Source organism: Streptomyces sp. 891-h, from assembly GCF_022760275.1.
Classification (GTDB): Bacteria; Actinomycetota; Actinomycetes; order Streptomycetales; family Streptomycetaceae; genus Streptomyces; species Streptomyces spirodelae.
This window is the reverse complement of the sequence record NZ_CP050693.1, coordinates 2,590,980-2,616,238: the sequence shown is the minus strand read 5'-3', so window position 1 is coordinate 2,616,238 and position 25,259 is coordinate 2,590,980. Positions and strand designations below refer to the sequence as shown.

General features: G+C 72.0%; 22 protein-coding genes. 13 read left to right on the top strand and 9 right to left on the bottom strand.

The window, feature by feature from the left end; all coding sequences use genetic code 11:
* Nucleotides 1-68 precede the first annotated feature (68 nt).
* Nucleotides 69-2,141: a SpoIIE family protein phosphatase gene (locus tag HC362_RS11115; RefSeq protein ID WP_243088491.1), complete on the top strand. Its 2,073-nt coding sequence runs from the start codon at nucleotides 69-71 to the stop codon at nucleotides 2,139-2,141.
* Nucleotides 2,142-2,365: 224 nt separating this feature from the next.
* Nucleotides 2,366-3,040, top strand: a complete 675-nt coding sequence (locus tag HC362_RS11110; protein WP_243083800.1) for a response regulator transcription factor — start codon at nucleotides 2,366-2,368, stop codon at nucleotides 3,038-3,040.
* 89 nt (nucleotides 3,041-3,129) lie between these two features.
* On the opposite strand, the gene HC362_RS11105 is transcribed toward HC362_RS11110, so the two are convergent.
* Both HC362_RS11105 and HC362_RS11100 read right to left on the bottom strand, forming a co-directional pair.
* Nucleotides 3,130-3,825 carry a response regulator transcription factor gene (locus tag HC362_RS11105; RefSeq protein WP_243083799.1) on the bottom strand — a complete coding sequence of 232 codons (696 nt, stop codon included), beginning with the start codon at nucleotides 3,823-3,825 and terminating at the stop codon, nucleotides 3,130-3,132.
* On the bottom strand, nucleotides 3,822-5,183 hold the full coding sequence (locus HC362_RS11100; protein WP_243083798.1) for a histidine kinase: 1,362 nt from the start codon (nucleotides 5,181-5,183) through the stop codon (nucleotides 3,822-3,824). Before HC362_RS11100 ends, HC362_RS11105 begins: the two co-directional genes overlap by 4 nt.
* 168 nt (nucleotides 5,184-5,351) lie before the next feature.
* Here HC362_RS11100 and HC362_RS11095 point away from each other — a divergent pair, with 168 nt between their 5' ends.
* The 9 genes from HC362_RS11095 to HC362_RS11055 all read left to right on the top strand — a co-directional run bounded on the left by HC362_RS11095 (nucleotide 5,352) and on the right by HC362_RS11055 (nucleotide 13,015).
* Entirely contained in the window at nucleotides 5,352-6,296 is a 945-nt protein-coding gene (locus tag HC362_RS11095) for an ATP-binding cassette domain-containing protein (protein WP_243083797.1), read from the top strand.
* A complete protein-coding gene (locus tag HC362_RS11090) occupies nucleotides 6,283-7,158 on the top strand; it encodes an ABC transporter permease (protein ID WP_243083796.1) in 876 nt (291 codons plus the stop codon). The genes HC362_RS11095 and HC362_RS11090 overlap by 14 nt, the downstream gene beginning before the upstream one ends.
* 150 nt (nucleotides 7,159-7,308) lie before the next feature.
* Nucleotides 7,309-7,434 carry a lasso RiPP family leader peptide-containing protein gene (locus tag HC362_RS11085; protein WP_209266321.1) on the top strand — a complete coding sequence of 42 codons (126 nt, stop codon included), beginning with the start codon at nucleotides 7,309-7,311 and terminating at the stop codon, nucleotides 7,432-7,434.
* 211 nt (nucleotides 7,435-7,645) lie between these two features.
* Nucleotides 7,646-9,559 carry an asparagine synthase-related protein gene (locus tag HC362_RS11080; protein ID WP_243083795.1) on the top strand — a complete coding sequence of 638 codons (1,914 nt, stop codon included), beginning with the start codon at nucleotides 7,646-7,648 and terminating at the stop codon, nucleotides 9,557-9,559.
* Complete coding sequence (locus HC362_RS11075) at nucleotides 9,556-9,816, top strand: lasso peptide biosynthesis PqqD family chaperone (RefSeq protein ID WP_243083794.1); 261 nt, start codon at nucleotides 9,556-9,558, stop codon at nucleotides 9,814-9,816. Before HC362_RS11080 ends, HC362_RS11075 begins: the two co-directional genes overlap by 4 nt.
* Nucleotides 9,813-10,271: a lasso peptide biosynthesis B2 protein gene (locus HC362_RS11070; RefSeq protein WP_243083793.1), complete on the top strand. Its 459-nt coding sequence runs from the start codon at nucleotides 9,813-9,815 to the stop codon at nucleotides 10,269-10,271. The genes HC362_RS11075 and HC362_RS11070 overlap by 4 nt, the downstream gene beginning before the upstream one ends.
* The gene (locus tag HC362_RS11065) at nucleotides 10,252-11,235 is read left to right on the top strand and encodes an ATP-binding cassette domain-containing protein (RefSeq protein ID WP_243083792.1); all 984 of its coding nucleotides are present in this window, start codon (nucleotides 10,252-10,254) and stop codon (nucleotides 11,233-11,235) included. The genes HC362_RS11070 and HC362_RS11065 overlap by 20 nt, the downstream gene beginning before the upstream one ends.
* The gene (locus HC362_RS11060) at nucleotides 11,232-12,167 is read left to right on the top strand and encodes an ABC transporter permease (protein ID WP_243083791.1); all 936 of its coding nucleotides are present in this window, start codon (nucleotides 11,232-11,234) and stop codon (nucleotides 12,165-12,167) included. Before HC362_RS11065 ends, HC362_RS11060 begins: the two co-directional genes overlap by 4 nt.
* A 116-nt stretch (nucleotides 12,168-12,283) precedes the next feature.
* Nucleotides 12,284-13,015 (top strand): phosphatase PAP2 family protein, encoded by a 732-nt coding sequence (locus tag HC362_RS11055; RefSeq protein ID WP_243083790.1) that lies wholly within the window; start codon nucleotides 12,284-12,286, stop codon nucleotides 13,013-13,015.
* A 10-nt stretch (nucleotides 13,016-13,025) separates the two neighbouring features.
* Here the strand turns inward: HC362_RS11055 and HC362_RS11050 are convergent, their stop codons facing one another.
* The 7 genes from HC362_RS11050 to HC362_RS11020 all read right to left on the bottom strand — a co-directional run bounded on the left by HC362_RS11050 (nucleotide 13,026) and on the right by HC362_RS11020 (nucleotide 20,227).
* Nucleotides 13,026-13,703: a response regulator transcription factor gene (locus HC362_RS11050; protein WP_243083789.1), complete on the bottom strand. Its 678-nt coding sequence runs from the start codon at nucleotides 13,701-13,703 to the stop codon at nucleotides 13,026-13,028.
* 58 nt (nucleotides 13,704-13,761) lie between these two features.
* Nucleotides 13,762-15,264, bottom strand: coding sequence for a sensor histidine kinase (locus HC362_RS11045; protein WP_243083788.1), 1,503 nt, complete (start codon nucleotides 15,262-15,264; stop codon nucleotides 13,762-13,764).
* 136 nt (nucleotides 15,265-15,400) lie between these two features.
* Entirely contained in the window at nucleotides 15,401-16,204 is an 804-nt protein-coding gene (locus HC362_RS11040; RefSeq protein WP_243088489.1) for a succinate dehydrogenase/fumarate reductase iron-sulfur subunit, read from the bottom strand.
* Between the two features lie 53 nt (nucleotides 16,205-16,257).
* Complete coding sequence (locus HC362_RS11035; RefSeq protein ID WP_243083787.1) at nucleotides 16,258-18,240, bottom strand: fumarate reductase/succinate dehydrogenase flavoprotein subunit; 1,983 nt, start codon at nucleotides 18,238-18,240, stop codon at nucleotides 16,258-16,260.
* Nucleotides 18,241-18,256: 16 nt separating this feature from the next.
* Nucleotides 18,257-19,099, bottom strand: a complete 843-nt coding sequence (locus HC362_RS11030) for a hypothetical protein (protein ID WP_243083786.1) — start codon at nucleotides 19,097-19,099, stop codon at nucleotides 18,257-18,259.
* Between the two features lie 81 nt (nucleotides 19,100-19,180).
* Nucleotides 19,181-19,480 carry a hypothetical protein gene (locus HC362_RS11025; RefSeq protein ID WP_243083785.1) on the bottom strand — a complete coding sequence of 100 codons (300 nt, stop codon included), beginning with the start codon at nucleotides 19,478-19,480 and terminating at the stop codon, nucleotides 19,181-19,183.
* A 126-nt stretch (nucleotides 19,481-19,606) separates the two neighbouring features.
* Nucleotides 19,607-20,227 (bottom strand): Uma2 family endonuclease, encoded by a 621-nt coding sequence (locus HC362_RS11020; protein WP_243083784.1) that lies wholly within the window; start codon nucleotides 20,225-20,227, stop codon nucleotides 19,607-19,609.
* A gap of 466 nt (nucleotides 20,228-20,693) precedes the next feature.
* Here HC362_RS11020 and HC362_RS11015 point away from each other — a divergent pair, with 466 nt between their 5' ends.
* Entirely contained in the window at nucleotides 20,694-22,931 is a 2,238-nt protein-coding gene (locus HC362_RS11015; RefSeq protein ID WP_243083783.1) for an ABC transporter family substrate-binding protein, read from the top strand.
* 182 nt (nucleotides 22,932-23,113) lie between these two features.
* Complete coding sequence (gene typA, locus HC362_RS11010) at nucleotides 23,114-24,985, top strand: translational GTPase TypA (RefSeq protein WP_243083782.1); 1,872 nt, start codon at nucleotides 23,114-23,116, stop codon at nucleotides 24,983-24,985.
* The last annotated feature ends 274 nt before the right edge of the window (nucleotides 24,986-25,259 follow it).

The window sequence follows — 25,259 nt, the reverse complement described above, 5'->3', positions numbered from 1 at the left end:
TGTTGCCTCGTCGTGACAAGGAAGACTTGTGGCGATCGGGAAGAGCGGGCTCCGGATGGCACTCCGGGCTGCCACACTGCTCGGACCGGAGGCGAGCACCGGCAGTGGAAGGGGCGGCATTGAGCGATATTCCGGTGGAGGCGGCCGGTAAGCAGGACGACGTACGTCGTGCCCTGGCCCTGCTGAACGCCGCGGGCGCGCGGATCGGCAACTCGCTGGATCTGGAGACCACGGCCCGCGAGCTGCTGGACGTGGCGGTGCCGCAGTTCTGCGACCTGGCCTCTGTCGACCTCTACGAGAGTGTGCTGGCCGGGGACGAGCCCCGCCCCGTCGGACCGACGAGCCCCCAGGAGGGCGAGCAGGCCGGCTTCCACGAGGCGGACGCCGCCCGGCGCCAGGGGCCCGAGGTGCGCCTCGCCGGCGAGCTGCCCCGGCGCCGCCGCAAACCGATCGGCTCGCCGCGCGGTGAACTGCGCAGGGTGGCCTTCGCCAGCGCCGTCTCCAACACCCCGTACGAGTACGGCCTCCCGGACGAGGAGGCCCGCACCGGCGAGTCGGTGATCCGCCCGCGCGACGCCGCCGGGGAGGGCGCGCGAGGGGGCGCGCGAGCCCGCGCCAACGGCGTACCGTCCGCCGCGGTGGCGCAGCCGGGCCAGCCCGCAGAGGTGGGTTCCACCCACTGCTACGCCGAGCACTCCCCGTTCGCCACCGCGCTGCGCACCGGCCGGGTGCAGAACATCGCCAGCCAGGACGGCAGCGTGCCCGCGCAGTTCGGCACCGTCGTCCAGTCGACGCTCGCCGTACCGATGGTCGCCAGGGACCGGGTGCTGGGGCTGGCACAGTTCTCGCGCGCCAAGGGCAGCGAGCCGTTCGGCGAGCGGGACGGGGCGCTCGCCGCCGAGCTGGCCGCCCGCGCCGCCGTCTGCATCGACAACGCCCGTCTCTACCGCAGGGAACACGAGCGGGCGCTCATCCTCCAGCGCAGCCTGCTGCCGCCCGGTGACCCGGAGGCGGCGGGGCTGGAGATCGCCTGCCGCTACCTTCCGGGCAACCCGGCCACCGAGGTGGGCGGTGACTGGTTCGACGTCATCGAACTGCCGGGCCACCGCACCGCCATCGTCGTCGGCGACGTGATGGGCCGAGGGCTGCGCGCGGCCGTCGCCATGGGCGAACTGCGCACCGCTGTACGCACGCTGGCCCTCACCGACATGGAACCGGCCGAAGTGCTCGGCGCGCTGGACGAGATCGCGCGCGGCCTCGGTGACCCCCGCAGGCAGCACCCGCAACGGGGAAACCGGAGCAGTGACACCGACCTGTCCGAGGTGTACCTGGCCACCTGCATCTACGCCGTCTACGACCCGGTCTCACGGCGCTGCACGTTCGCCAACGCGGGTCACCTGCCGCCCATCATGGTCGAGCCGGGCGAGTCCGCGCTGCTGCTGGAGGTCCCCAAGGGGGTGCCGCTGGGGGTGGGCGGCGAGCCGTTCGAGGAGATCGAGATCGAGTTGCCGGAGGGCGCGATGCTCGCCCTCTACACCGACGGCCTGGTCGAGTCCCGCGACCACCCGCTCGACGAGGGCCTCGACCGGTTCCGCTCGGCGCTCACCGACGCCACCGAGCCGCTGGAGGACACCGCCGACCGGGTGCTGCGCACTCTCAACGTGCACCACGGCGAGGACGACATCGCGCTGCTCGTCGCCCGCGTACAGGGCCTGGACCCCGAGCACGTCGGAGACTGGACACTGCCGCCCGAGCCGCGCTCGGTCGCCCGGGCACGGGAGCTGACCTGCGAACAGCTCTCAGCGTGGGGTCTGGACGCGCTCAGCGACACCGCGGAGCTGCTGGTGAGCGAGCTGGTCACCAACGCGCTGCGGTACGGCGAGGGCAACATCAGGCTGCGGCTGCTGCTGGAGCGCACGCTGGTGTGCGAGGTGTGGGACGCGGGCCAGGTCCAGCCGCGCAGGCGCCGGGCCCGGGACACCGACGAGGGCGGCCGCGGCCTGCAGTTGGTCGATCTGCTCAGCACCGGCTGGGGGAGCCGCCGGGTGCCCTCAGGGAAGGCCGTCTGGTTCCAGATGCCGCGCCCTGAGGAGGGCAAGGCGGCACCGGATCCGACCGAGGCGTTGCTGAAATTGTTCTGACGATGCGCCGGAAGCTTTCCGGGTGGCGCTCCCGGAAGCTTTCCGGAGGAATCTCCGGAGAGCAAGCGCCGGATTCGGGAAAGTGGCCGAAGGCAGCGCCCAAATTCCACGGCGCTGCCCGGCGCCCTTGCATATGTCTGGATTCCCCTTTTTTCCAGGGCTCCGCCCCGATAAGATTTCCGCTCGGGGATCAGTGATTCTTGAAACGGGGGTGCTGTGTGGGCGTGCGGCTCATAATCTTTGATGACGACCCGGTGTACCGGATGGGCGTCGCGGCGGCGGCCGAAATCGACAACGCCGTCACCGTCGTGGCCCAGCAGGGGCTGCCGGAGCGGTGCGCCGGACGAATGCCGGCCCCGCCCGCCGAGTTGGTGGCGCAGGCGGACGTGGTGCTCGTCGGCGGCCCGGGCCCGGCCCGGCTGGCCCGTACGGTACGGCTGCTGACCGCCACCGATCCGGCGGTACGGGTGCTGGTGGCCTCCGACGACGGCAGCACTGCCGCTGTCCTCTCGGTGATCCGGTCAGGGGCCATGGGCTATGTGATGAAGAGCGTCAGCGCCCGTACGCTGCTCAGGTCGGTGCATCTGCTGGCCGAGGGCGGTGCGGCGTTCGGGGCGGGGGTCGCCGAGGGGCTGCGCGGCCGGCTGGGGATGCTGCCGCAGCTGTCCAGCCGGCTGGCCTTCCCCACGCTGACGGAGCGGGAGCGGGACATCCTCGAACTGCTGGCGCTCGGCTGGGAGAACAAGCGCATCGCCCGTCGCCTGGTGCTCGCGGAGAAGACGGTGCGCAACCACATCACGGGCCTCTTCAGAAAGCTGGAAGTCCCCGACCGGAACGCCGCGATGATGCGGGCACGGGCCGCCGGGATAGGGCTGGAACACAAAGCTGCCGAGGTCTGAATTCCTGGCGCGGTGCTCATCCCGCGCCAGGAATTCACGGACAGTGAAAAATCCGAAGTCGGTCGTTCGGAAAATCCAGGGCCCCGGAACTACATGTGGTTACTTCTCCGGCTCGGTGTGACAAGGCCGTGCTCATAACCTGTGATCACCAGCTGGACGCGGTCCCGGGCCCCCAGCTTGTCGAAGAGCCGCCCGATGTAGGTCTTCACCGTCGCCATCGACACATGCAGTTCGGCGGCGATCTCCGTATTCGACAGACCCTTGGTCACCAGCAGCAGCACCTCGCGTTCCCGGCCCGTCAGCGGATCGAGGCTGGCGGAGACCTCGGGGGTGGCCTGCGGCTGCCGGCAGAACTCGGCGATCAGCCGGGCGGTGACGCTCGGCGCCAACAGCCCCTGCCCCGCCGCCACCGTACGGATGGCACGCACCAGATCGGCGGGCGCGACATCCTTCAGGAGGAAGCCGCTGGCCCCCGAACGCAGCGCAGCGAACACATACGAGTCCAGGTCGAACATGGTCAGCACCAGCACCCGCACCCCCTCGGCCTGGGGATGCGAACGGATCAGCCGCGTCGCCTCGATCCCGTCGAGACCGGGCATCCGTACGTCCATCAGCACCACGTCAGGACGCTCCCGCACCGCCAGCCGGACCGCGGCGTCACCGTCCTCGGCCAGCCCGACGACCTCGAGGCCGGGCTCCGCGTTCACCAGCACCCGGAAGCTCTCCCGCAGCAACTCCTGATCGTCGGCGATCAGCACCCTGACCGGCGCGGAGGATTGGCTCATCTCGACTGCGACGCTCCTCGACTCGTGTCCCCTGCTGCCGCCCCGGCGGCCTCCTCAGGTGCAACCGGCGGTGCGGACAGCGGGATACGGGCACGCACCACGAACCCTCCGCCCGGCACCGGGCCGGCCGTCAGCTCCCCGCCGTACATCGCGACCCGCTCCCGCATGCCGATCAGGCCGTGCCCGGCGCCGCCTCCGACAGCCCCGGAGTTCCCGACGGCTCCGGCGGCCCTGGAAGTCCCGGCGGCTCCGGCAGCCCCGGCCGCCATCCGGTGAGCCAGGCTCTTCCTGCTGTAGCTCTCCTGGCGGCCGCCGTCGTCGAGAACCTCCAGCCGCAACTGCTCCGGCCCGGCCGTCAGGGCGAGCCGGCAGTAGCAGGGGGCGGCGTGCTTGATGACGTTCGTCAGCGCCTCCTGCACCACCCGGTGCCCGGCCCTGGCCACCCCGTCGGGAAGCCCTGTGAGCCCCACCGCTGTCAGGTGCACATCCACGCCCGCCTCGCCCGCCCGGCGCACCAGCGCCTGGAGGTCGGACTCGTCGGCCAGGCTGCGGTCCGGGTGGCGCGGCTCCTCCTCGCCGTCGGGCTCGTTGCGCAGCAGGCCGAGGATGCCCCGCATCTCCTGGAGCGCCGTACGGCTCTCCTGGTCGATCACCCGCAGTGCCTCGGCCGCCTCCTGGGGCGCCACCGCGGCCACATGGCGGGCGACGCCCGCCTTGACGGCGATCACCCCCACGTGGTGCGCCACCACGTCGTGCAGCTCGCGGGCGATGCGCAGCCGCTCCTGGGCCACCGCGTTGAGCGCCAGCTGCCGGGCCGCCCGTTCGGCGTAGGCGCGACGCTCCTTGATGGCCTGTCCGGAGACCCAGGTCAGCCCGCAGACGGTGAGGCCGGACAGCCAGGTGGGCAGCCCGGTGCCGATGGCGGCGGACGGTGTGCCACCGGCGACGAGGACGAGCAGGATCAGCGCGCTGCCTCCGACGACGGCCCACCGCACCGCGCGGCCGGCGCTGGTGGTGGACACGGCGACCGCGTACAGCGCGTACGCCACGGCCAGGAACGGCTCCAGGAGCGCTCCCGACACCGCCGCCGTGGCCGACGCCGCGGCGACGACCAGCAGCACGGTGCGCGGCCACAGGCGGCGCACGGCCAGCGGCAGACCCATCGCGAGGAACAGCGGCACCCGGAGCGCTGCCGCGGCTCCCCCGGCCGAGTCCTGCAGGGGGGACAGCACGGCGTACAGCACCGGGAAGGCGAGCGCCGCTGCACCGTCCCAGGCCACGAGCTGCCGCCGGGTCAGACCGCCCGGCATCCAGCCGCGGCGCTGCCCGTCCTCGAGCTGGAAGGAGTCACCGGCCACTCGCACACGGTAGCCCGCACCTGGCCTCGCGCACCTCCGACCACGGTCGGTCAGACCACGGTAGGAAACCCGGCGGGTGCTGGGGGCCCGCGTCCACCCAGGGGTAGGGCGGAAACTTCGGAGCCCGGTCCGATGTGCGCCGACCGTGCCCGCGGCCATGCTCGATACGTGATTGAAGTCCAGCATCTGACCAAGTCCTACGGCCCGGCCCGGGCCGTCGACGACCTGAGCTTCGTGGTGCGGCCGGGAAAGGTCACCGGCTTCCTCGGCCCCAACGGCGCGGGCAAGTCGACCACGCTGCGGTTGCTGCTCGGCCTCGGCGAGCCCGACGCGGGCCGGGCCCTGCTCTTCGGCAAGCCCTACCGGGAGCTGTCCGACCCGCTGCTGCGCGTCGGGGGCCTGCTGGAGGCCGGATCGACCCAGCGCACCCGCAGCGCCTACCACCATCTGCTGTGGCTGGCCCACACCCACCGCATCCCACGCTCCCGGGTGCGGGAGGTCCTGGAGATGGTCGGCCTCTCCGATGTGGCGGCGCGCGCCTCGGGCGGCTTCTCGCTCGGTATGTCCCAGCGACTGGGCATCGCCGCCGCGCTGCTGGGCGACCCGGAGGTACTGCTGCTGGACGAGCCGGTCAACGGCCTCGACCCCGAGGGCGTGCACTGGCTGCGCAACCTGCTCAAGGAGCGGGCCGCCGCCGGGCGCACGGTGCTGCTCTCCAGCCATCTGATGAACGAGATGGCCGTCACCGCCGACCATCTGGTCGTCATCGGGCGCGGCAGGCTGCTGTCCGACAGCAGCTTGGCCGACTTCACCGCCGAGCACTGCCGCAGCGTGGTCCGCGTCCGCGCTCACGAGCCGGAGCGGCTGCGCGCCCTGCTGCGCGAGTCCGGGGCAGTGGCCGAGATCGAGCCGGACGGCACCCTGCGGGTGACCGGTATGGAGAGCCGCGAGGTGGCGAAGCTGGCCCGCGCCCACGACATCGGATTCGACGAGCTGGCGGGGGAGTCGACCTCGCTGGAGGAGGCGTTCTTGGAGATGACGGCACGCGAGACGCAGTTCACGGCCGGCAGCGGCTTCGGCTTGCGGGGAGGTGCCGGTCATGGCGTCCTCTGAGACCGCCGCCACCCCTTCGGGCCCCGCGCGCGGCCCCGACTCCCCGGCGGGTTCCGGTGGCGCCGCGCCCGTCGCCGTGCCCGCCCCCGCGCGCGGTGGCGGGATGGCGGCGGCGATCCGCGCGGAGTGGACGAAGGTCCGCACGCTGCGCTCCACCCTCGCCCTGCTGGTGGGCACTTTCCTGGTGAGCACCGGGCTCGCGCTGCTCTCGGGCGTCTCGGTCGGCAACGCTCTCGCGGCGGACAACGGCAGGGTGCGCCCGGACTTCCATCCGGTGGACTCCGGCTTCAACATCGTCTGGTACACGCAACTGGGACTCGTCGCGTTCGGAGTGCTGCTGATCAGCGGGGAGTTCGGCAGCGGCATGATCCGGGTCTCCCTCGCCGCGGTGCCCCGGCGCGCCCGGCTGTATCTGGCCAAGGCAGGCGTGTGCGCCGCTGTGACGCTGCCACTGGCGGCGCTCACCGTGGTGCTCTCCTTCCTCATCGACCAGGCGGGGCTGGGTGAGTACGGCGTAGGGGTGGACGAGCCGGGCGTGCTGCGGGGCATGCTGCTCGGGGCGGTGTATCTGACGCTGATCGCCCTGTTGGCGTTCGGAGTGGCCACAGCGGTCCGCTCCACGGCCATCGCCCTGGGGGCGATGTACGTCTTCCTGTTCGCCCTCTCGCCCCTGAGCCAGGCGGTGCCCGGCCTCAAGGAGGTCGCGCGCTATCTGCCCGACAAGGCGGGCATCCAGGCGCTGAAGGTGGGTGCCGACGCGGACCCGGCCCTCGGCCCGTGGGGCGGCATCCTCGTGGTCGCCGGCTGGACGGCGCTGGCCCTGCTCGCCGGCTGGTTCGCCTTCCGTCGCAGGGAGGTGTGAGCGGGAATCTGGAAGAACGGGACACTTCAGGGACAACTGTCCCAACTCATAGGGACATAAGGGGCCTTAACTTCGGTGGTGTTCACAGGTACGGCGGTGCATCGGCCGACATCGCCCGACCGACCGACGACTCTCTCAACGGAGGATCCCATGGAGCACACCTACGAGCCCCCGGCCCTGATCGAACTCGGCGAGTTCGAGGAGCTGACGCAGTGCCTGCCGTCCGGCGACTGCCCCGACTTCCTCGGCTGCGGCCGCGCGCTCTGGTGCATCTGACGCCTGCCCGGCCACACGGCTGAGTCGACATGAGGAAGTGGCCGGGGCGAAAGCACGCCCCGGCCACTTACCAGCGGCCACCGCCCCGCCCCGTCCCCACTCGTCCGCCCTCCCTCGTCCGCCCCGGGCGTCCCGGGGGCCTCGGCGCCCCACCGCGCGACCGGCGCGAAGGCGGCAGGGCTGCCGCCGCATCTGAGGAGACGCGCAGCACATGGACTTTCTCGTTCTTCCCGACCACCCCGCCGCCCACGACCTCATCGCCCGCACTCCCGCACTGGCCGAAGCCGCGGTGATTCCGCACGCTTCCGGCCGCCCCTGGATCGTCGGCTGTGCGGCGGACGGGGAGGGGATACGGGTGCTCGGCCCGCCGTCGCGGCGGCTGGTGGTGGCCGGGCACACCCGGACCGCGGCCGGACACCTCCAGCGACTGGTGGACCGGGCCGGATCGCTGTCCGAGCTCGACCAGGCCGCCCGGTCGCTGGCGGGCTGCTGCCATCTGATGGCCAGCTTCGACGGGTGGGTGCGCGCTCAGGGGTCGCTGTCCACGGCTCGGCAGATCTTCACCGTGCGCCTGGCGGGGATCACGGTCGCCGCCAGTGGGCCCGCGCCACTCGCCGCGCTCGCGAAGGCGCCCTGCGACGAGGCGGCGCTCGCCGGCAGGCTGCTGACGCCGTATCTGCCCTGGCCGCTGTCCCGGCGATCGGTCTGGCGCGGGGTGGAGGCGGTCACCCCCGGGCACTGGCTGGAGCTCACACCCGACGGCGCCGCGCGTGAACGGCGCTGGTGGCAGCGACCGGCACCCAGGACGCCGCTGCCGCAGGCCGCGGGGGCGCTGCGGGAGGCGCTGCGGGAGGCCGTACGCGTACGGGCCGAGTCGGCGGGCACGCTCAGTGCGGATCTGTCCGGCGGACTGGACTCCACCTCGCTGTGCTTCGTCGCGGACGACCTGGCCGTACGCACCCACACGTACCACGCGGTACCCCTCGACCCGCGCAACCCCGACCACCGCTGGGCCCGGCGGGCCGCCGCGCACTTCGGCCCGTCCGTGCACCACACCGACCTGCCGCACGACCACTCGGAGCGGCTGTTCGGCCTCCCCGCCGACGCCGCCGTGCAGGGCGGCGTCGAGGAGGAGCCCGACGGGGGTGAGGGACCGCTCAACTGGCGCTGGGGAGGCCCCCACCTTCGGGCGTTGTCCCGGACGGCGGCCGCGGCGGGCTCCCGGCTGCATCTGATGGGGCTCGGCGGCGACGAACTGTTCGGGCCCCTGCCCAACGGGCTGTGGACGATGCTCCGCACCGAGCCCCGCGCGGCCCTCCCGCAGATCCGCCGCCGCCGTCTCCTCAACCGGTGGCCGCTGACCGGCACCGTGCGGGGGCTGGCGGACCGGGCGGGCTTCCCGGAAGCGCTGCGCGCTTTGGCCGGGCGGCTGACCAGCCCGCCGCCGCAGCGCTGGCAGGTCGGCTTCGGCTGGACGGGGGAGCTGCGGATGCCCGCGTGGAGCACCCCGGAGGCCGTCGCGCTCGTGCGCGGCGCGCTGCTGGACGAGGCCGACGCGGGAACTCCACCGCTGGACGCGGACCGGTTCGGGCACCAGGTGCTGGAGTACCTGGCCTTCGAGGGCACCACCATGCGGCAGACCGCGCGGGCCATGGCGCGGTACGGCGTCGGCTGGGAGGCGCCGTTCCTCGACGACCGGGTGATCGAGGCGGCGCTGTCGGTGCGCCTGTCCGAGCGGATGCCGTCAGGGCGCTTCAAGCCGCTGCTGACGGAGGCGATGCGCGGCATCGTCCCGCCCGAGATCCTCGGCCGCACCGACAAGGGCGAGTTCAGCGCCGAGCTCTACGAAGGGCTGGCTCGCGGCAGGGAGCCGGCCGTCGCCCTGTGCGCCGGGCTGCGGCTGGGCGAACGCGGTCTCGCCGACGCCGATGTGCTGCGTGCCGCGCTGCTCAGCCCGTCCGACGAGGGTCGCTACGCGGCCCATCTGGAGCGGACCGTTGCGGTCGAGGCCTGGCTCCGCTCCCCGCACACCACCCCGGCGCCACGACTGCCGGCCGCCCCGCGGACAGCCGGTCCGGCAACCTCGCCGCTCCCGTCCGCGACCGAGCTGAAGGAGGCATCATGACGCTCGCCCTGCCCCGCGAGGTCGTCCTGACCGAAACCGAATCCGGAGTGGTGCTGCTCAACGAGAAGGACGGCCGCTTCTGGCGGCTGAACGGCTCCGGTGCCACCGTGCTGCGGCTGCTGCTGGAGGGCAGTACGCCGCAGGAGGCGGCCGAGCGGTTGAGCGCCGCGAGCCCCCAGTTCCTCGAGCGGGCCACCGCCGATGTGCACGGGCTTGTGGACGCGCTGCGCGGCGCCGGTCTGCTGGTGGCGCGATGAGTCTGCCGGGGGTGGGGGAGCGCGCGGTGCGGCTCGCGCCGCACCGGCAGGCGGAGGCGCGGCTGGCGGTCGGCATCGCCCGGCTGCTGGTCAAGCTGAAGCCGGGGCGGCTGCGCCGGGTGCTGACGGTGCTCAGCCGGGGCGCCAGGCCCGCAGGACGGGAACGCGCGCTGCGGGCACGGCAGGCGGCCGTCGCCGTGAGTGTGCGCTGCGCCGGGCTCGGCTGTCTGCAGCGGTCCGTGGCAGCGGCGCTGCTGTGCCGGCTGCACGGCGAATGGCCGGACTGGTGCTCGGGGTTCCGTACCAGGCCGTTCGGGGCGCATGCCTGGATCGAGGTGGACGGTGAGCCGGTCGGCGAGGGCGAGGCCATCGGCGCCTTCCGCACGGTGATCGCGGTCCGCGCGAAAGCGGCGCGGACGGGGGAGGGAGCGAGTGATGGCCACGGCAACGGCTGAGGACCTGGCGGTCCGCACCGAGGACCTGGGCAGGACGTACGGAGACAGGCCGGTGGTCATCGGTCTGGATCTGGCGGTGCCACGGGGGGTGACGTTCGGCTTTCTCGGGCCGAACGGCGCCGGCAAGACGACGACTCTCAGCATGTTGTGCACGCTGCTGCGGCCCACCGCGGGGCGGGCCTTCGTGGGCGGGCACGACGTGGTGAGGGAGCCGCACGCGGTACGGGAGCGGATCGGGCTGGTGTTCCAGGAGACGACGCTGGACCTGGACCTGACGGCGCGGGAGGCGCTGCGCTTCCACGCCGAGCTGTTCGGCACCCCCTGGCGGCAGAGCCGCCGTACGGTGGCGGCGCTGCTGGAGCTGGTGGGGCTGACCGAGTCGCAAGACCGTCCGGTCCGGGAGTTCTCCGGCGGCATGCGGCGCAGGCTGGAGATCGCCAGGGCGCTGCTCACCGCGCCGCAGGTGCTCTTCCTGGACGAGCCGACCACCGGTCTGGACCCGCAGACGCGCACCGTGATCTGGGAGCATCTGCACCGCCTCCGCCGGGAGCGAGGAATCACCCTGTTCCTGACGACCCACCACCTGGAGGAGGCCGAGCACTGCGACCGGCTCGCCATCATCGACAACGGCCAGATCGAGGTGGAGGGCAGCCCCGCCGAGCTGAAGGCCGAGGTGGGCGACGACACGGTGGTGCTGCGTACCCGCGACGACGCGGGAGCGGCGCTCCTCGTGCGGGAGCGCTTCGGTGTGGAGGCGTCCTCGGGCCCCGACGGGGTGCGGCTGAGCGTGCCGGACGGCGCGGCGTTCGTGCCGAAGTTCTGCGCCGAGGCGGGCATTGCCGTGCTGTCGGCGACCGTCACCCCGCCCTCGCTCGACGATGTGTTCCTGCACCACACCGGCCGGACCATCCGCGCCGAGCGCGGCGGGCCGCTGACCGTGGACGACGTGGGGAGGCGGCGATGAGCGCCGTGGAGACGGTACCGCAGGGGCCGGGGGCCGGACCGAAGGCGTCCCCGTCGGCCGGAGGAACGGGCGCGGCCGGAGGGACGGGCGGGGTGTGGGGCGCGGGCGGCGCGCGGGGAGCCCGGCCCGGCCGTCTGGTCCGCGAGGCGCGGGCGGTCCGCGTGCTGTGGCATCGCGAGATGGTGCGGCTGCTGCGTACGAAGGTGCAGATCGTCATGGGACTGGTGACGCCCGTGATGTTCCTGCTGGTGATGGGCACCGGGCTGGAGTCGATGGGCACCACGGCAGGGGACGCCTTCGAGCAGTTCCGCAGCTTCCTCTTCCCCGGCGTCCTGGTGATGGCGACCCAGGCCCCGGCGCTGGCGGTCGGCCTTTCCGTGGTGATGGACCGGCAGAGCGGCATGCTGCGGCAGGCGATGGTCGCGCCCGTGCACCGGGTCAGTCTCCTGCTGGGCCTCTCGCTGGGCGGCGCCACCTGCGGTGCGGTCTACGGCGGTCTGGTGCTCGCCATCTCCGGCACGGTCGGCATCGCCTACCACCCGCTGCTGCTGGTCGCGCTGCTCGAAGTCGCGCTCATCGCACTGCTGTTCACCGCGGGGGGCATGCTGGCGGCCGTCACCATCCAGCGCATCCAGACCTTCCAGGTGCTGATGGGGCTCGCCCTGATGCCGCTGATGTTCCTGTCCGGGGCGATGTTCTCGCCCAGCGGGCTGCCCCGCTGGCTGGGCATCGTGGTCCACCTCAACCCGCTCACCTACGCCGTCGACGCGGTACGCCGCACGCTGCCGGGCGAGCTCGACATGGGCGGTTACGCCGGGCCGCCGCAGATTGCGGGCTGGACCCCACCGGTCGCCGTGGAGGTCTGCTTCGTCACCGTGCTCGCGGTGCTGATGCTGGTGGCGGCGGCCCGCCGGTTCGCGCGCAGGGGGTGAACGCCGCAGGCGACATGAACGCTCCGAGCCGGCATGTCAACCCTGACGAACGGCCAACCGCCCGGCCGACTTTAGGGCCGGGCCGCGGGCCGGGTGCCGTCCGTAGCTTCCGTGCCATGTCCACGGAACGGAAAATACGACGGCGGTCGCCTGTGCGCGGGCCGCTCGGTGCGGTGGCGGCGTTGGCGGCCGGCGGGGCGGGGGTCTGGGTGCTGGCACCCGGCGGGCTCGGCCACCAGGATCCCGTACGGATCACCAGCGGAGCCTCGGCCTCCGGCTACCGGGAGCTGAGCGGGCTCGCCGGGGACGGTCCCGGCTGGCTGGGCGGCCTCCTGGAACTGGCCACGGAAGGCACCCTGGTCGCCCTCGGGCTCCTGCTGCTCTGGGTGGGATGGCGGGGCTGGCGCGACGGCCGTACGAAGGACCCGCGAGTGGTGGGCACGGTGCTGACGGGCGTCGGCACCGTGGTGGCCTATGCGGCGAGCGAGGCGCTGAAGCTGGTGGTGGACGAGGAGCGGCCGTGCCGGGCGCTGTCCGGGGCCCATCCGGTGGCGGAGTGCCCGCCGACGGGGGATTGGTCCTTCCCGAGCAACCACGCCACGCTCGCCGCCGCGCTGGCCGTGGGCCTCGCCATGACGCTGCCCCGCCTCGCGGCGGTGACGCTGCCACTGGCCGGCGCCGCGGCGCTGCTGCGCGTGCTGGTGGGAGTGCACTATCCGCACGATGTGCTGGCGGGCGCGCTGTTGGGTTCCGCGTGTGCGGTCGCGGCGGTGCTGATGAGGGGGCTGCTCCTGGCTGTCGTGTGCGGACCTCGGGTGAGTGGGGGCCGAGCGCCCAGTTCTCCCTGACGGGGCGCCCCTAGCGCGGCACCAGCCCTGCCTCGTACGCCACCACGGCCGCCGCCGCGCGGTTGTCCACGCCCAGACCCGCGAGGACGGCGCTGACGTGGGCCTTCACCGTGCCCTCCACCACGCGCAGGCGCCGTGCGATCTGTGCGTTGGACAGTCCGGCTCCCAGGTGGGAGAGGACCTCCCGCTCGCGGTCGGTCAGCGCGTCGACCCGGGCCCGCGCGGAGGAGCGGCGGCCGGCTGCGGCTCCGGCGCCGGTTGCCGCCAGGTGGGCGACGACGCGGGCCGCCACCTTGGGCGAGAGGTAGGCGGCGCCGTCGGCCACCGCCCGTACGCCTGCGAGCAGTTCCTCCGGTTCTCCGGCCTTGACCAGGAAGCCCGCCGCGCCTTCGCCCAGCGCCCGGAGGATGTAGTCGTCCTCCCCGAACGTCGTCAGGATGACGGCACGGGTGCCGGGCACGGCCCGGCCGAGCGCGGTCAGCGCCTCGATGCCGTCGGCCTTGGGCATCCGGATGTCGAGCACGGCCACGTCTGGGCGGTGCCTGCGCGCCAGCTCCACGGCCTCGTGCCCGTCGCCCGCCTCGGCGACGACCTCGATGGCGGGGTCCGTGGCCAGAATGGTGCGCACTCCGGTACGGACCATGGGCTCGTCGTCGGCGATCAGTACCCGGATCGTCGGCGCGGTCATCGGGCGGCGTCCCTCATCCCGGCGCCCCTCACCGCGGCGTCCCTCATCGCGGCGTCCCTCACGGCCGCAGCGCCTCGGCCGAGACCAGGGTGTCCGAGCGGAAGCAGAGCCGGTAGACATCTCCTGAGCGGTCGTCGAACGGGTTGGCTGTCATCGCGTAGAACTCGCATGTGGTTCCGGCTCCCTGTGGCGGCGGCGGGGTGTGTGCGGGCCGGTGCCGGGTCTGCTCGGCGGGCAGATGCGGGGCGATCTGCTCCCGCTGCTGCCCGGCACGGAGTCGGCCGAAGTCCTCGGCCGCCAGCACAGCGCGCTTGGTCACCAGCATGTCCCACCAGGTCAGCGCCCCGCCCAGCAGGGCGCCCAGCGTCAGGCAGGCGGTGACGGCGGCGAGTGCCGTACGCCCCAGTCTGCGGCGGGCGTGCCGCTGCTCCTGGAAGGGCGCGGGTGGCGCGGCCGGGGCGCTCGGCGGCTGGGATGCGCGGGTGTGCGGAAGCGTGGCCCGCACGGTGAAGCCGCCGTCAGGACGCGGCCCCCAGCGGAAGGTCCCGCCTGCCAGCCGCACCCGCTCGTCGAGCCCGATCAGCCCGCGCCCGCCGACCCCCGGCCGGGCGCTCGCCCTGTCGGACGGCCTGTCGGACGGCCAGTCGGACAGCCTGTGGGACGCCCGGTCGGACAGCGCGGCGGCGGGGCCGTTCTCCACCACCACCCGTGTCTCGTCCGCCCCGTACTCCACCGTGACCGTGGCGGTGGCGCCGGGCGCGTGCTTGACCACGTTCGTCAGCGACTCCTGCACCACGCGGTGCGCGGCGCGCAGGGCGTGCGGCGGCGGGGCGTTGCGTGCGTCCTCCGGGTCGCCCTCGATCCGCGCGGTGACGGCCAGCCCTGCGGCCGACGCTTCCTCGACCAGGTCGGTGACGCCGGTGTCCTGTGGCCGGGTGGGGGCGTCCTGTTCCGTCTCGCGCAGGACACCGATGACTTCGCCGAGCCGGTCGACCGCCGTCTCGGCGCGGCCTCTGATCTCCTCGGCCGCCGTGCGGTGTTCCGCGCTCAGACCGTCGGCAAGTTTGAGGGCGCTCGCGGAGAGGGCGAGCAGGCTCAGTTCGTGGCCGAGGGCGTCGTGCATGTCCTGTGCGATACGGGACCGCTCGCGCAGCCGGGCCTGGCCGGCCACCAGCTCGCGTTCCCGTGCGAGCTGTTCGGCCCGCTCCCAGCCGGCGCGGGCCAGCTCCTGGTACTGCCGCCAGAAGCGGCCGGCGCACCAGGAGAGCGCACCCGCTGTGAGCGCCACCGCCACGAACCGGGTGCCCGGCGTGAGCCAGGCGGGGTGGGTGAGGGCCGCCGTCATGCTCGCGGCGAGGGAGCCGGCCAGGAAGAGCGCCGGTATCAGGGCTCCCCCGGCCTCCTGCTGGGAGGGGCCCCCGCCCGGGCGCCGCCCCGCGAGGAACGAGCAGCAGGCGGTCACCGCGGTCCACCACGGCGAGGTGAGCACCCCGAGGAGCGCCGCCGCACCCGCGGCGGCGGTGAGGGCGCTGGTGAGGAGCTGACTGCGTCTTTCGGTCACGTATGCGACGGTAAGAGGGCCGGGCGGCCGGTGACACTGCCGAAAGTCGAATGTCACCGGCCGCTGGACCGCTCAGCCCGGCGCCTTGCCGCCCTGACCTGCGATCCGGCGCCGTGCTGCGTCGTGCTGCGTCGTGCTATGTCGTACGGCGGCGGATCTTGTTGCCGAGCCAGACCAGCGGGTCGTACTTGCGGTCGGCGGCCCGTTCCTTGAGCGGGATCAGGGCGTTGTCGGTGATCTTGATGTTCTCCGGGCAGACCTCCGTGCAGCACTTGGTGATGTTGCAGTAGCCGAGGCCGTGCTCGTCCTGCGCGGTGGACTTGCGGTCGAGACCGGCGTCTTCGGCGGCGTCCAGCGGGTGCATGTCCAGCTCGGCGACCCGCATCAGGAAGCGCGGTCCGGCGAAGGCCCGCTTGTTCTCCTCGTGGTCCCGCACCACATGGCAGGTGTCCTGGCACAGGAAGCACTCGATGCACTTGCGGAACTCCTGGGAGCGCCCGACGTCCTCCTGCTGCATCCGGTACTCGCCGGGCCCCAGGTCCGGCGGCGGCACGAAGGACGGGACCTGCCTGGCCTTCTCGTAGTTGAAGCCGACGTCGGTCACCAGGTCCCTGACCACGGGGAAGGTCCGCAGCGGGGTGACGGTGACGGTCTCGGCGCGGTCGAAGACCGACATGCGCGTCATGCACAGCAGCCGGGGCCGGCCGTTGATCTCCGCGCTGCACGAGCCGCACTTGCCCGCCTTGCAGTTCCAGCGGACCGCGAGGTCGGGGGCCTGGGTGGCCTGGAGGCGGTGGATGATGTCGAGGACGACCTCGCCCTCGTTCACCTCGACGGTGAAGTCCTCCAGACCGCCGCCGTCCACATCGCCGCGCCAGACCTTGAAGTGCGCGTCGTAGCTGGTCTCCGGCCGCGTCGCGTCGGGGGCCTCGCCGCTCACCGCGCCGCCGACGCCCTCGGTGCCCGGGCCTGCGCCATGGTGTGCCTGGGTAGTCACTCGCTCGTCAGCTCCTCGTCGGTCAGGTACTTGATCAACTCCTCCTTCTCGAACAGCTCAAGGAGGTCCTTGCGGATCGGCGGCATCTCACGGCGCCGCAGCGCGATCCGCCCGGCGCGGCCGGCCTCCGCGTCCCCGCCCGCTGCCCCGGCCGTGCTCTCGGCGGCCGCCAGCGTGCAGACGAGGTTGGCGCGCCGCCACTCGCGGTCCATCTCGGGGAAGTCGTCGCGGGTGTGGCCGCCGCGCGACTCCGTACGGTTCAGCGCGGCGCGGGCCACGCACTCGCTCACCAGCAGCATGTTGCGCAGGTCGAGGGCGAGGTGCCAGCCCGGGTTGAACTGCCGGTGGCCCTCCACCTTGGCGCGGCGGGCGCGCTCCCGCAGTTCGGCCAGCCGCTCCAGCGCCTCGGACATCTCCTCCTCGCGGCGGATGATGCCCACCAGGTCGTTCATGGACCGCTGGAGCTCCTGGTGGACCGTGTACGGGTTCTCGGCCGGGCCCTGCGCCTCCTCGTCGGCCGCCGCGGAGCCGACGCCGAAGGGACGCAGCGCCTCGGCGGCCGCCCCGTCGATCTGCTCGTCACCCACCCGGGGGCGCGATCCGGCGTGCTCCCGCGCGTACTGGGCCGCGTACAGCCCCGCGCGGCGGCCGAAGACCAGCAGGTCGGAGAGGGAGTTGCCGCCCAGCCGGTTGGAGCCGTGCATACCGCCCGCGACCTCCCCGGCGGCGAACAGCCCCGGTACGCCGCGGGCTGCCGCGGTGTCCGAGTCGACGTCCACGCCGCCCATCACGTAGTGGCAGGTGGGGCCGACCTCCATGGGTTCGGCCGTGATGTCGACATCCGCCAGCTCCCGGAACTGGTGGTGCATGGAGGGCAGCCGCCGTTTGATCGTCTCGGCGGGCATCCGGGTGGAGACGTCCAGGAAGACACCGCCGTGCGGGGATCCGCGCCCGGCCTTGACCTCCGCGTTGATGGCGCGCGCCACCTCGTCGCGGGGCAGCAGCTCGGGCGGGCGGCGGTGGTTGTCGGGGTCCTCGTACCAGCCGTCGGCCTCCTGCTCGGACTCGGCGTACTTCTCCTTGAAGACGTCCGGGACGTAGTCGAACATGAAGCGCTTGCCCTCGGAGTTGCGCAGCACCCCGCCGTCGCCGCGCACCGACTCGGTGACCAGGATGCCCTTCACCGACGGCGGCCAGACCATCCCGGTGGGGTGGAACTGGACGAACTCCATGTTGATCAGCGAGGCCCCGGCCAGCAGCGCCAGCGCGTGGCCGTCCCCGGTGTACTCCCAGGAGTTGGAGGTCACCTTGAACGACTTGCCGATACCGCCGGTGGCCAGCACCACCGCCGGCGCCTCCAGTACGAAGAACCGGCCGCTCTCCCGCTCGTAGCAGAAGACCCCGGAGACCCGGTCCGGCTCCCCCTCCTCCGGGTTGGGCTCCTTCAGGATCTGGGTGACGGTGCACTCCTGGAAGACCTTGATCCGGGCTTCGTAGTCGCCGCTCTCCTTGAAGTCCTCCTGCTGGAGGGAGACGACCTTCTGCTGGAGCGTACGGATCAGCTCCAGGCCGGTGCGGTCGCCGACGTGGGCCAGCCGCGGGTACTCGTGCCCGCCGAAGTTGCGCTGCGAGATCCGGCCGTCCGGCGTGCGGTCGAACAGCGCGCCCCAGGTCTCCAGCTCCCACACCCGCTCGGGGGCCTCGCGTGCGTGCAGTTCGGCCATCCGCCACTGGTTGAGGAACTTGCCGCCGCGCATGGTGTCGCGGAAGTGCACCTGCCAGTTGTCGCCCTCGTTGACGTTGCCCATGCTGGCGGCGATGCCGCCCTCGGCCATCACCGTGTGGGCCTTGCCGAAGAGGGACTTGCAGATCACCGCGGTGCGCAGGCCCTGCTCCCGGGCCTCGATCGCGGCCCGCAGTCCGGCGCCGCCCGCGCCGACGATGACGACGTCCCACTGGTGTCGTTCGACGTGTGCCATGTCGCTCAAGTCCCTCTCAGAAGAGCCGCGGGTCGGTGATGGTGCCGGTGGCCAGCAGGTAGACGTAGAAGTCCGCCAGCGCCACGCTGAGCAACGAGGCCCAGGCGAGCAGCATGTGCCGCTCGTTGAGCTTTCCGACCCAGCCCCACAGCCGGTAGCGCACCGGGTGCTTGGAGAAGTGCCGCAGCCTGCCGCCGACGATGTGCCGGCAGGAGTGGCAGGAGAGGGTGTACGCCCAGATCAGCCCGATGTTGGCGAGGAAGACCAGTGTGCCCAGACCCATGTGGCCCCACTCGTACTTCTCGTTCCGGAAGCCGAGCACGGTGTCCCAGGTGAGGATCACCGCGACCAGCATCGCCGCGTAGAAGAAGTAGCGGTGGATGTTCTGCAGGATCAGCGGGAAGCGGGTCTCGCCGGTGTACTTCTTGTGCGGTTCGGCCACAGCGCAGGCCGGGGGTGAGGCCCAGAAGCCGCGGTAGTAGGCCTTGCGGTAGTAGTAGCAGGTGAGCCGGAAGCCCAGCGGGAAGATCAGGATGATCAGTGCGGGCGACAGGCCCCACCACTCGCCGAACAGACCCCAGTTGGGCCCGCCCTTCATGGTCGCGCAGTTGTCCGCCAGACAGGGCGAGTAGAACGGCGAGACGTACGGCGCGTGGTAGTAGTCGGTGTTCGCGAACGCGCGCCAGGTCGAGTAGACGACGAACGCCAGCAGACCGAACACGGTCGCGGCTGGCGCGAGCCACCAGCGGTCCTTGCGCAGATGCGGCTCGGCGATGGCGGCGCGTGTGCTGGTGTGCACGCCCGCGGGCCGGGAGCCCGCGGGGGGTGTCTTGTGTTGGGGTTCGGTGCCAGTGGCCAACGGATTCTCCGGATGAGACGGCTGGGTCAGGGCGGGCCCGGGCAGCAAGGGCCTGCCTTCAACGACTCGTTGTCCAACGAGTCACGGTGCGTGCCGGTCGCGCGCTCCGAGCCCCTCGTCGTCGACGTCCGTCCACAGGCCCGGGTCGTAGGGCTGGTCGGAGATGGTCACCATCTCGGCGTGCGGCTCGGGCCGAGGCCGCGGAGCTGTGGCCGACAGCAGGGCGAGCGACTCCTTCAGATGCTCGGTGTCGCTGCGTACCCGCCGGATCTCCAGGCTGCTGCCGACGTGCTTCTCCAGTCGGCTGACGCAGCGCGCGAGATCGTCCAGACAGCGCTGAGCGGCTGTCAGTTCGTCGTGCAAGGAATTGTGCAGAGACATGACTTGCCCACCTCCGCGGTGGTGCGGCTGGCGTGGTCGATGCGCGTGGCGAGTGTTGCGCGTCACACTCCCGCTTGTGAAGGGTGCGACACGCCTTTCCGCCGTACGAGACCCTGCGGGGCGGCTTCAGCCGCGGAGCAGTGCGGAGGTGTCGAGGGCCGGGTAGGGGGAGGGGAGGGGGAGCGGGTCCCCGAGCTTGACCTTGGTCGTCGTCTTGTAGTGCGCATCGCCGTCATCGCCTTCGTGCGAGACCGGGTCGGAGAAGGCGTAGGCCTTGCCTTCCTGGCGGTGGATCAGCACGCAGACGGGGACACCGGCAGCGGCATAGGCGCGATACTTCGGGCCGGAGTCCATCTCGTGGTTGCTTGAGGTGACTTCGCCGACGAGAGCAAGCAGATCAGCTGAGTACCAGCCACGGTTCGCCTTGCGGTACGCCTCGTCCACCTCGCTGGGCCGTCGGTGCAGCACGAAGAAGTCCGGGACGACGAGGCTCTGGGTGACGGACCCCTCAGTGGTGGCCTGGAAGCCGTTGCCGAACCCGCTGTGACGGTAACCGGATTCACGGAGCTGGAAGACGAGACCGAGTACCACATCGTTGTGCTGGTAATCCGGTTGCGGTGGCACGATGACCATTCCCTCGAGGTATTCGGGCCGAGTTGCCTCCTCGGAGACACCTTCGACCTCGATCAGCATGTCGATGGGGTTCTCCACGGCCATCACCGGCTCCATCACAGGTTCGGCGGTCATCGCTGGTCCTCTCGCTGGTCTCCAGATTACGCCGGGGCCGGACACCCCCGGGAGCATCGTGCGGCGCTGCCCGAAGCCATGTGCGGGGTTTCCTCGCGGGTTACTCCATACGAGTGGCACGGATGTACGAATGCCGCGGCGTGCGCCCCCACGCCCCGCCGCGGAACTGCTCCGCATGGGTGGCAAATGTGCTCCGTACGTCGTGTCTGTCCGGTCTCCGGTGTGGGCTCCTCTTCAGTGGTGTGAAAAGTCGAAAAGAGTGATGAGCCGCCAAAGCCGCCAATAGTGGACAGACACGGGCACGCGGCCAGCCCCGGAGGTTTTCAGCATGCGAGCCGTCTCAGCCGAATCTCGAAGGCCCCCGAGGCCGCCACAGCCAGGCGAGCCCCCGTGCCGCGACGCCACCGTCCGGCCCCGCCGGAACCGGCGTCGCACCCGGCGCTGGGCGGCGATGTTCGTGGCCGGTGTGCTGCTGCCAGTGCCGCTGGCCGCGTGCGGCGACTCGGACTCGCAGGACGCCGAGGCCCGCACCGGTTCCGGCGAGGCGGGCGGCGAGGTACGGGCCACCCCGCGGCAGCGGATCGACTCCGGCGGCACCCTGCGCTGGGCGGTGGACGCGGCCCCCACCACCTTCAACGTCTTCCAGCCGGACTCGACCGACGCCACCAAGCGGGTCGCGGCCGCCACCCTGCCCGCGCTGTTCACCCTCGACAAGCGCGGGCGGCCGCAGATCGACGAGGACTTCCTGCGCGAAGCCGAGGTGACCGAGACCGAGCCGCGGCAGACCGTCGTCTACAAGCTCAACCCGAAGGCCCGCTGGAGCGACGGCCGACGGCTGGGCGCTGCGGACTTCCGCGCCCAGTGGAAGGCGCTGCGCGGCAAGAACAACGCCTACTGGACGGCGCGGAACGCCGGATACGACCGTATCCGCAAGATCACCAAGGGTGACGAAGCCGACGAGGTCAAGGTCGTCTTCGCCAAGCCCTACGCGGACTGGCGCTCGCTGTTCACGCCGCTCTACCCGAAGCAGGCGATGAGGAGCCCGAAGGTCTTCAACGACGGGGTCCGCACCTCGCTGCCCGCCGCCGCCGGACCGTTCCGGGTCGTCAAGGCGGGCAAGGACCGCTCCCGTACGGTCCTCAAGCGCAACCCCCGCTGGTGGGGCGAGAAGGCCAAGCTCGACCGCATCGTGCTGACGGCCGTACCCCGCGACGAGCGGGCCAAGGCCCTGGCCGAGGGCAAGGTGGACGTGGCCGACGTCAGCGCCTCGACGGCCAGGCGGATCGGCTCGGCCAACGGGCTGGGCGGCCCCCAGCGCCCGGACGCGGCCAAGGGCGCCAAGGACGCGAAGGACGCCAAGGAGGCCCGCAAGCGCGAGGCGGAGCTGCGCGAGGCCCGCAAGCGGGAGGCCCGCAAGCGCCTCGGCGTCTCGGCGGCGCGGCACCTGAGCAAGTACGAGGTGCGGCGCGCGCTCGACCCCGCCTACACCCAGCTGACACTCAACGGCGCGAGCGGGCCGCTGGCCGATGAGCGGGTGCGCCGCGCGGTGGCCAACGCCATCGACCGCGAGGAGCTGGCCGAGAAGGCGCTGGCGGGGACCGGCCTGTCGAGCGAGCCGCTCGGCAGCCACCTGCGGATGGTCAACCAGGACGGCTACCGGGACAACAGCGGTGCCTTCGGCAAGGCGGACGTGGACTCGGCGCAGTCCATGCTGGCCGACGCGGGCTGGAAGCCGGGCGGCCTCGGCGGCTCGGCTGCCGACGAGCGGGCCGAGAGCGCTCACGACAAGGACAAAGGCAAGGACAAGGGCAAGGACGACGAGGAGAAGAAGAAGCGGGCCGACGGCGGGCCCGCCGAGCCCGGTACGGCGGACTCGCCCGAGGCCGGGGGCCGCTCGCCCCACCGCGCCGAGGCCGAGGCATCCGTCGTCCGGCTGACCGCCGCCCAGATCGCCCGGGTCGTCGACAAGCCGCTGGGCCTCTCCGTCTCGGCCACGGCCCAGCGTGGCGCCATCCTCGCGCAGTCCGCGCACTCCAGCCTCGCCTCCGCCAGACAGGCCGGCTCCGAGCGCAAGCTCAGCCGCGCCAAGGCGGCGCTGGAGACGGCGGAGAGGGTGCAGGCGACGGCCCGGGAACTGCGACTGCTGGCCGGTGACCCGGCCAGCGCCGTACGCAGCAAGGAGGGCAAGCCGCTGGCGCTGCGCTTCGTCCTGCCGGGCGGCAAGGGCACCGCGCAGCTGAGGGACACCGGCAAGCGGATCGCCCGGATGCTCAACGAGGTCGGCATCCGCACGCAGATCAAGGAAGTGCCCGACGACAGCTACTTCAAGGACCACATCGCCACCGGCGACTACGACCTGGCGCTCTACTCCTGGCCCGCGACGGCCTTCCCCGCCACCGAGGCCCGGCCGATCTTCGCCAAGCCGCAGGCCGCCTCCGACGGCTCGCTGCTGGTCGAGCAGAACTACGCCAGGGTCGGCACCGACCGGATCGACCAGCTCTTCGAGCAGGCCGCGGGCGAGCTGGACGACGGGCGGCGCCGGGAGCTGATGGAGAAGGCCGACCAGCGGATCTGGGCGGTGGCCGGTTCGCTCCCGCTCTACCAGCGGCCCCAGCTGGTGGCGGCCAAGCGCGGCCTGGCCAATGTGGGTGCCTTCGGCTTCACCACCCCGGTGTACGAGGACATGGGGTACCGCAAGAGCTGATCGTCCCCTGCCGTCACCGGAGCGCCGGACGGACCGCACAGCGGCCCCGTCCGGCGCTTCGCGAGCGGGCCCGTACCATGGTTGACGAGGCCGCGGCGAGCCATGCCCGGCGTCAGGGAGCGCGGACCGCCCGCCGAGGGCCGGAGCGCGGCCCGATCCGTCAACCCGGGAGACACCCCTCAGTGCCCACGCGCCACGACATCCGTAACGTCGCCATCGTCGCCCACGTCGACCACGGAAAGACGACCCTGGTCGACGCCATGCTCAAGCAGGCCGGAGCCTTCGCGGCCCACCAGCTCGAATCCGTCGACGACCGGGTGATGGACTCCAACGACCTGGAGCGCGAGAAGGGCATCACCATTCTCGCCAAGAACACCGCGGTCCGGTATCACCCCAAGGACGGTGGCGAGCCGGTCACCATCAACATCATCGACACCCCGGGCCACGCCGACTTCGGCGGCGAGGTCGAGCGCGGTCTGTCGATGGTGGACGCGGTGGTGCTGCTGGTCGACGCCTCCGAGGGCCCGCTGCCGCAGACCCGCTTCGTGCTCCGCAAGGCGCTCCAGGCGCGGCTCCCGGTCATCCTCTGCGTCAACAAGACGGACCGGCCCGACGCCCGGATCTCCGAGGTCGTGGACGAGACCTACGACCTCTTCCTCGACCTGGACGCGGACGAGGAGCAGATCGAGTTCCCCATCGTCTACGCCTGCGCCCGGGACGGCATCGCCTCGCTGACCCAGCCGGCGGACGGCGCGGTGCCCGCCGACAGCGACAGCCTGGAGCCGTTCTTCACCACGCTGCTGGAGACGGTGCCCGCGCCCACGTACGAGGAGGGCGCGCCGCTCCAGGCGCACGTCACCAACCTGGACGCCGACAACTTCCTGGGCCGTATCGCGCTGCTGCGGGTCAAGGAGGGCTCGCTGAAGAAGGGCCAGACCGTGGCCTGGATGAAGCGGGACGGCTCCGTGCAGAACGTGCGGATCACCGAGCTGCTGATGACCGAGGCGCTGACCCGCAAGCCCGCCGCCGAGGCCGGTCCCGGCGACATCTGCGCGGTCGCCGGCATCCCGGACATCATGATCGGTGAGACGCTCGCGGACGCCGAGAACCCGGTGGCGCTGCCGCTGATCACCGTGGACGAGCCGGCCATCTCCATGACCATCGGCACCAACACCTCGCCGCTGGTGGGCAAGGGCGGCAAGGGCCACAAGGTGACCGCGCGGCTGGTCAAGGACCGGCTGGACCGCGAGCTGATCGGTAACGTCTCGCTGCGGGTGCTGCCCACCGAGCGTCCCGACGCCTGGGAGGTGCAGGGCCGCGGTGAGCTGGCGCTGGCCATCCTGGTGGAGACGATGCGCCGCGAGGGCTTCGAGCTGACCGTGGGCAAGCCGGAGGTCGTCACCCGCGAGATCGACGGGAAGCTCCACGAGCCGGTGGAGCGGATGACCATCGACGCGCCCGAGGAGCACCTGGGCGCCATCACCCAGCTGATGGCGACCCGCAAGGGCCGGATGGAGACCATGACCAACCACGGCTCCGGCTGGGTGCGCATGGAGTGGCTGGTCCCCTCGCGCGGGCTGATCGGCTTCCGTACCGAGTTCCTGACCGAGACCCGGGGCACCGGTATCGCGCACTCGATCTTCGAGGGGCACGAGCCGTGGTTCGGCGAGCTGCGCACCCGGCGCAGCGGCTCGCTGGTGGCGGACCGTTCCGGTACGGCGACGCCGTTCGCGATGATGAACCTCCAGGAGCGGGGCGTCATCTTCATCGAGCCGGGCACCGAGGTGTACGAGGGCATGATCGTCGGGGAGAACTCCCGCTCCGACGACATGGACGTCAACATCACCAAGGAGAAGAAGCTCACCAATATGCGCGCCGCCTCCGCCGATACGACGGAGAACCTGGTGCCGCCGCGGAAGCTCTCGCTGGAGCAGGCGCTGGAGTTCTGCCGCGAGGACGAGTGCATCGAGGTGACGCCGGAGACGGTACGCATCCGGAAGGTCAACCTCGACATGAAGGAGCGCGCGCGGGCCGCCGCACGCGCCAAGCGGTAGCCGATCCCCTTGCACGGTCGTTACGCACCGTAGCGATCAGCGCGCCGACAAAGGGCCCCACCCTCGCGGGTGGGGCCCTTTGTGCGTTCCCGGTCCGGGCACTCTGAGTCCCCGTTCTCCAGCGCGCTGTGCACGCCTGAGGGGCGCGGTGTCCGGAAAACAGGGCAACCACCCTGAGTGATGCCCCTCTTGTGCCGTTTTGGGGGCTCCAGCTCTCCGGATAACGGATAAGAAGTTGTATGTGTAACCAAAATGAAATCCCTTGACTCTGGTT

What these genes read in the sequence shown, in the direction of transcription:
- HC362_RS11105 (WP_243083799.1), bottom strand. Translation starts at nt 3,825, where the DNA reads ATGAGCCAATCCTCCGCGCCGGTCAGGGTGCTGATCGCCGACGATCAG.
- HC362_RS11090 (WP_243083796.1), top strand. Translation starts at nt 6,283, where the DNA reads ATGGCGTCCTCTGAGACCGCCGCCACCCCTTCGGGCCCCGCGCGCGGC.
- HC362_RS11085 (WP_209266321.1), top strand. Translation starts at nt 7,309, where the DNA reads ATGGAGCACACCTACGAGCCCCCGGCCCTGATCGAACTCGGCGAGTTC.
- HC362_RS11080 (WP_243083795.1), top strand. Translation starts at nt 7,646, where the DNA reads ATGGACTTTCTCGTTCTTCCCGACCACCCCGCCGCCCACGACCTCATC.
- HC362_RS11075 (WP_243083794.1), top strand. Translation starts at nt 9,556, where the DNA reads ATGACGCTCGCCCTGCCCCGCGAGGTCGTCCTGACCGAAACCGAATCC.
- HC362_RS11070 (WP_243083793.1), top strand. Translation starts at nt 9,813, where the DNA reads ATGAGTCTGCCGGGGGTGGGGGAGCGCGCGGTGCGGCTCGCGCCGCAC.
- HC362_RS11065 (WP_243083792.1), top strand. Translation starts at nt 10,252, where the DNA reads ATGGCCACGGCAACGGCTGAGGACCTGGCGGTCCGCACCGAGGACCTG.
- HC362_RS11060 (WP_243083791.1), top strand. Translation starts at nt 11,232, where the DNA reads ATGAGCGCCGTGGAGACGGTACCGCAGGGGCCGGGGGCCGGACCGAAG.
- HC362_RS11055 (WP_243083790.1), top strand. Translation starts at nt 12,284, where the DNA reads ATGTCCACGGAACGGAAAATACGACGGCGGTCGCCTGTGCGCGGGCCG.
- HC362_RS11050 (WP_243083789.1), bottom strand. Translation starts at nt 13,703, where the DNA reads ATGACCGCGCCGACGATCCGGGTACTGATCGCCGACGACGAGCCCATG.
- HC362_RS11035 (WP_243083787.1), bottom strand. Translation starts at nt 18,240, where the DNA reads ATGGCACACGTCGAACGACACCAGTGGGACGTCGTCATCGTCGGCGCG.
- HC362_RS11025 (WP_243083785.1), bottom strand. Translation starts at nt 19,480, where the DNA reads ATGTCTCTGCACAATTCCTTGCACGACGAACTGACAGCCGCTCAGCGC.
- HC362_RS11020 (WP_243083784.1), bottom strand. Translation starts at nt 20,227, where the DNA reads ATGACCGCCGAACCTGTGATGGAGCCGGTGATGGCCGTGGAGAACCCC.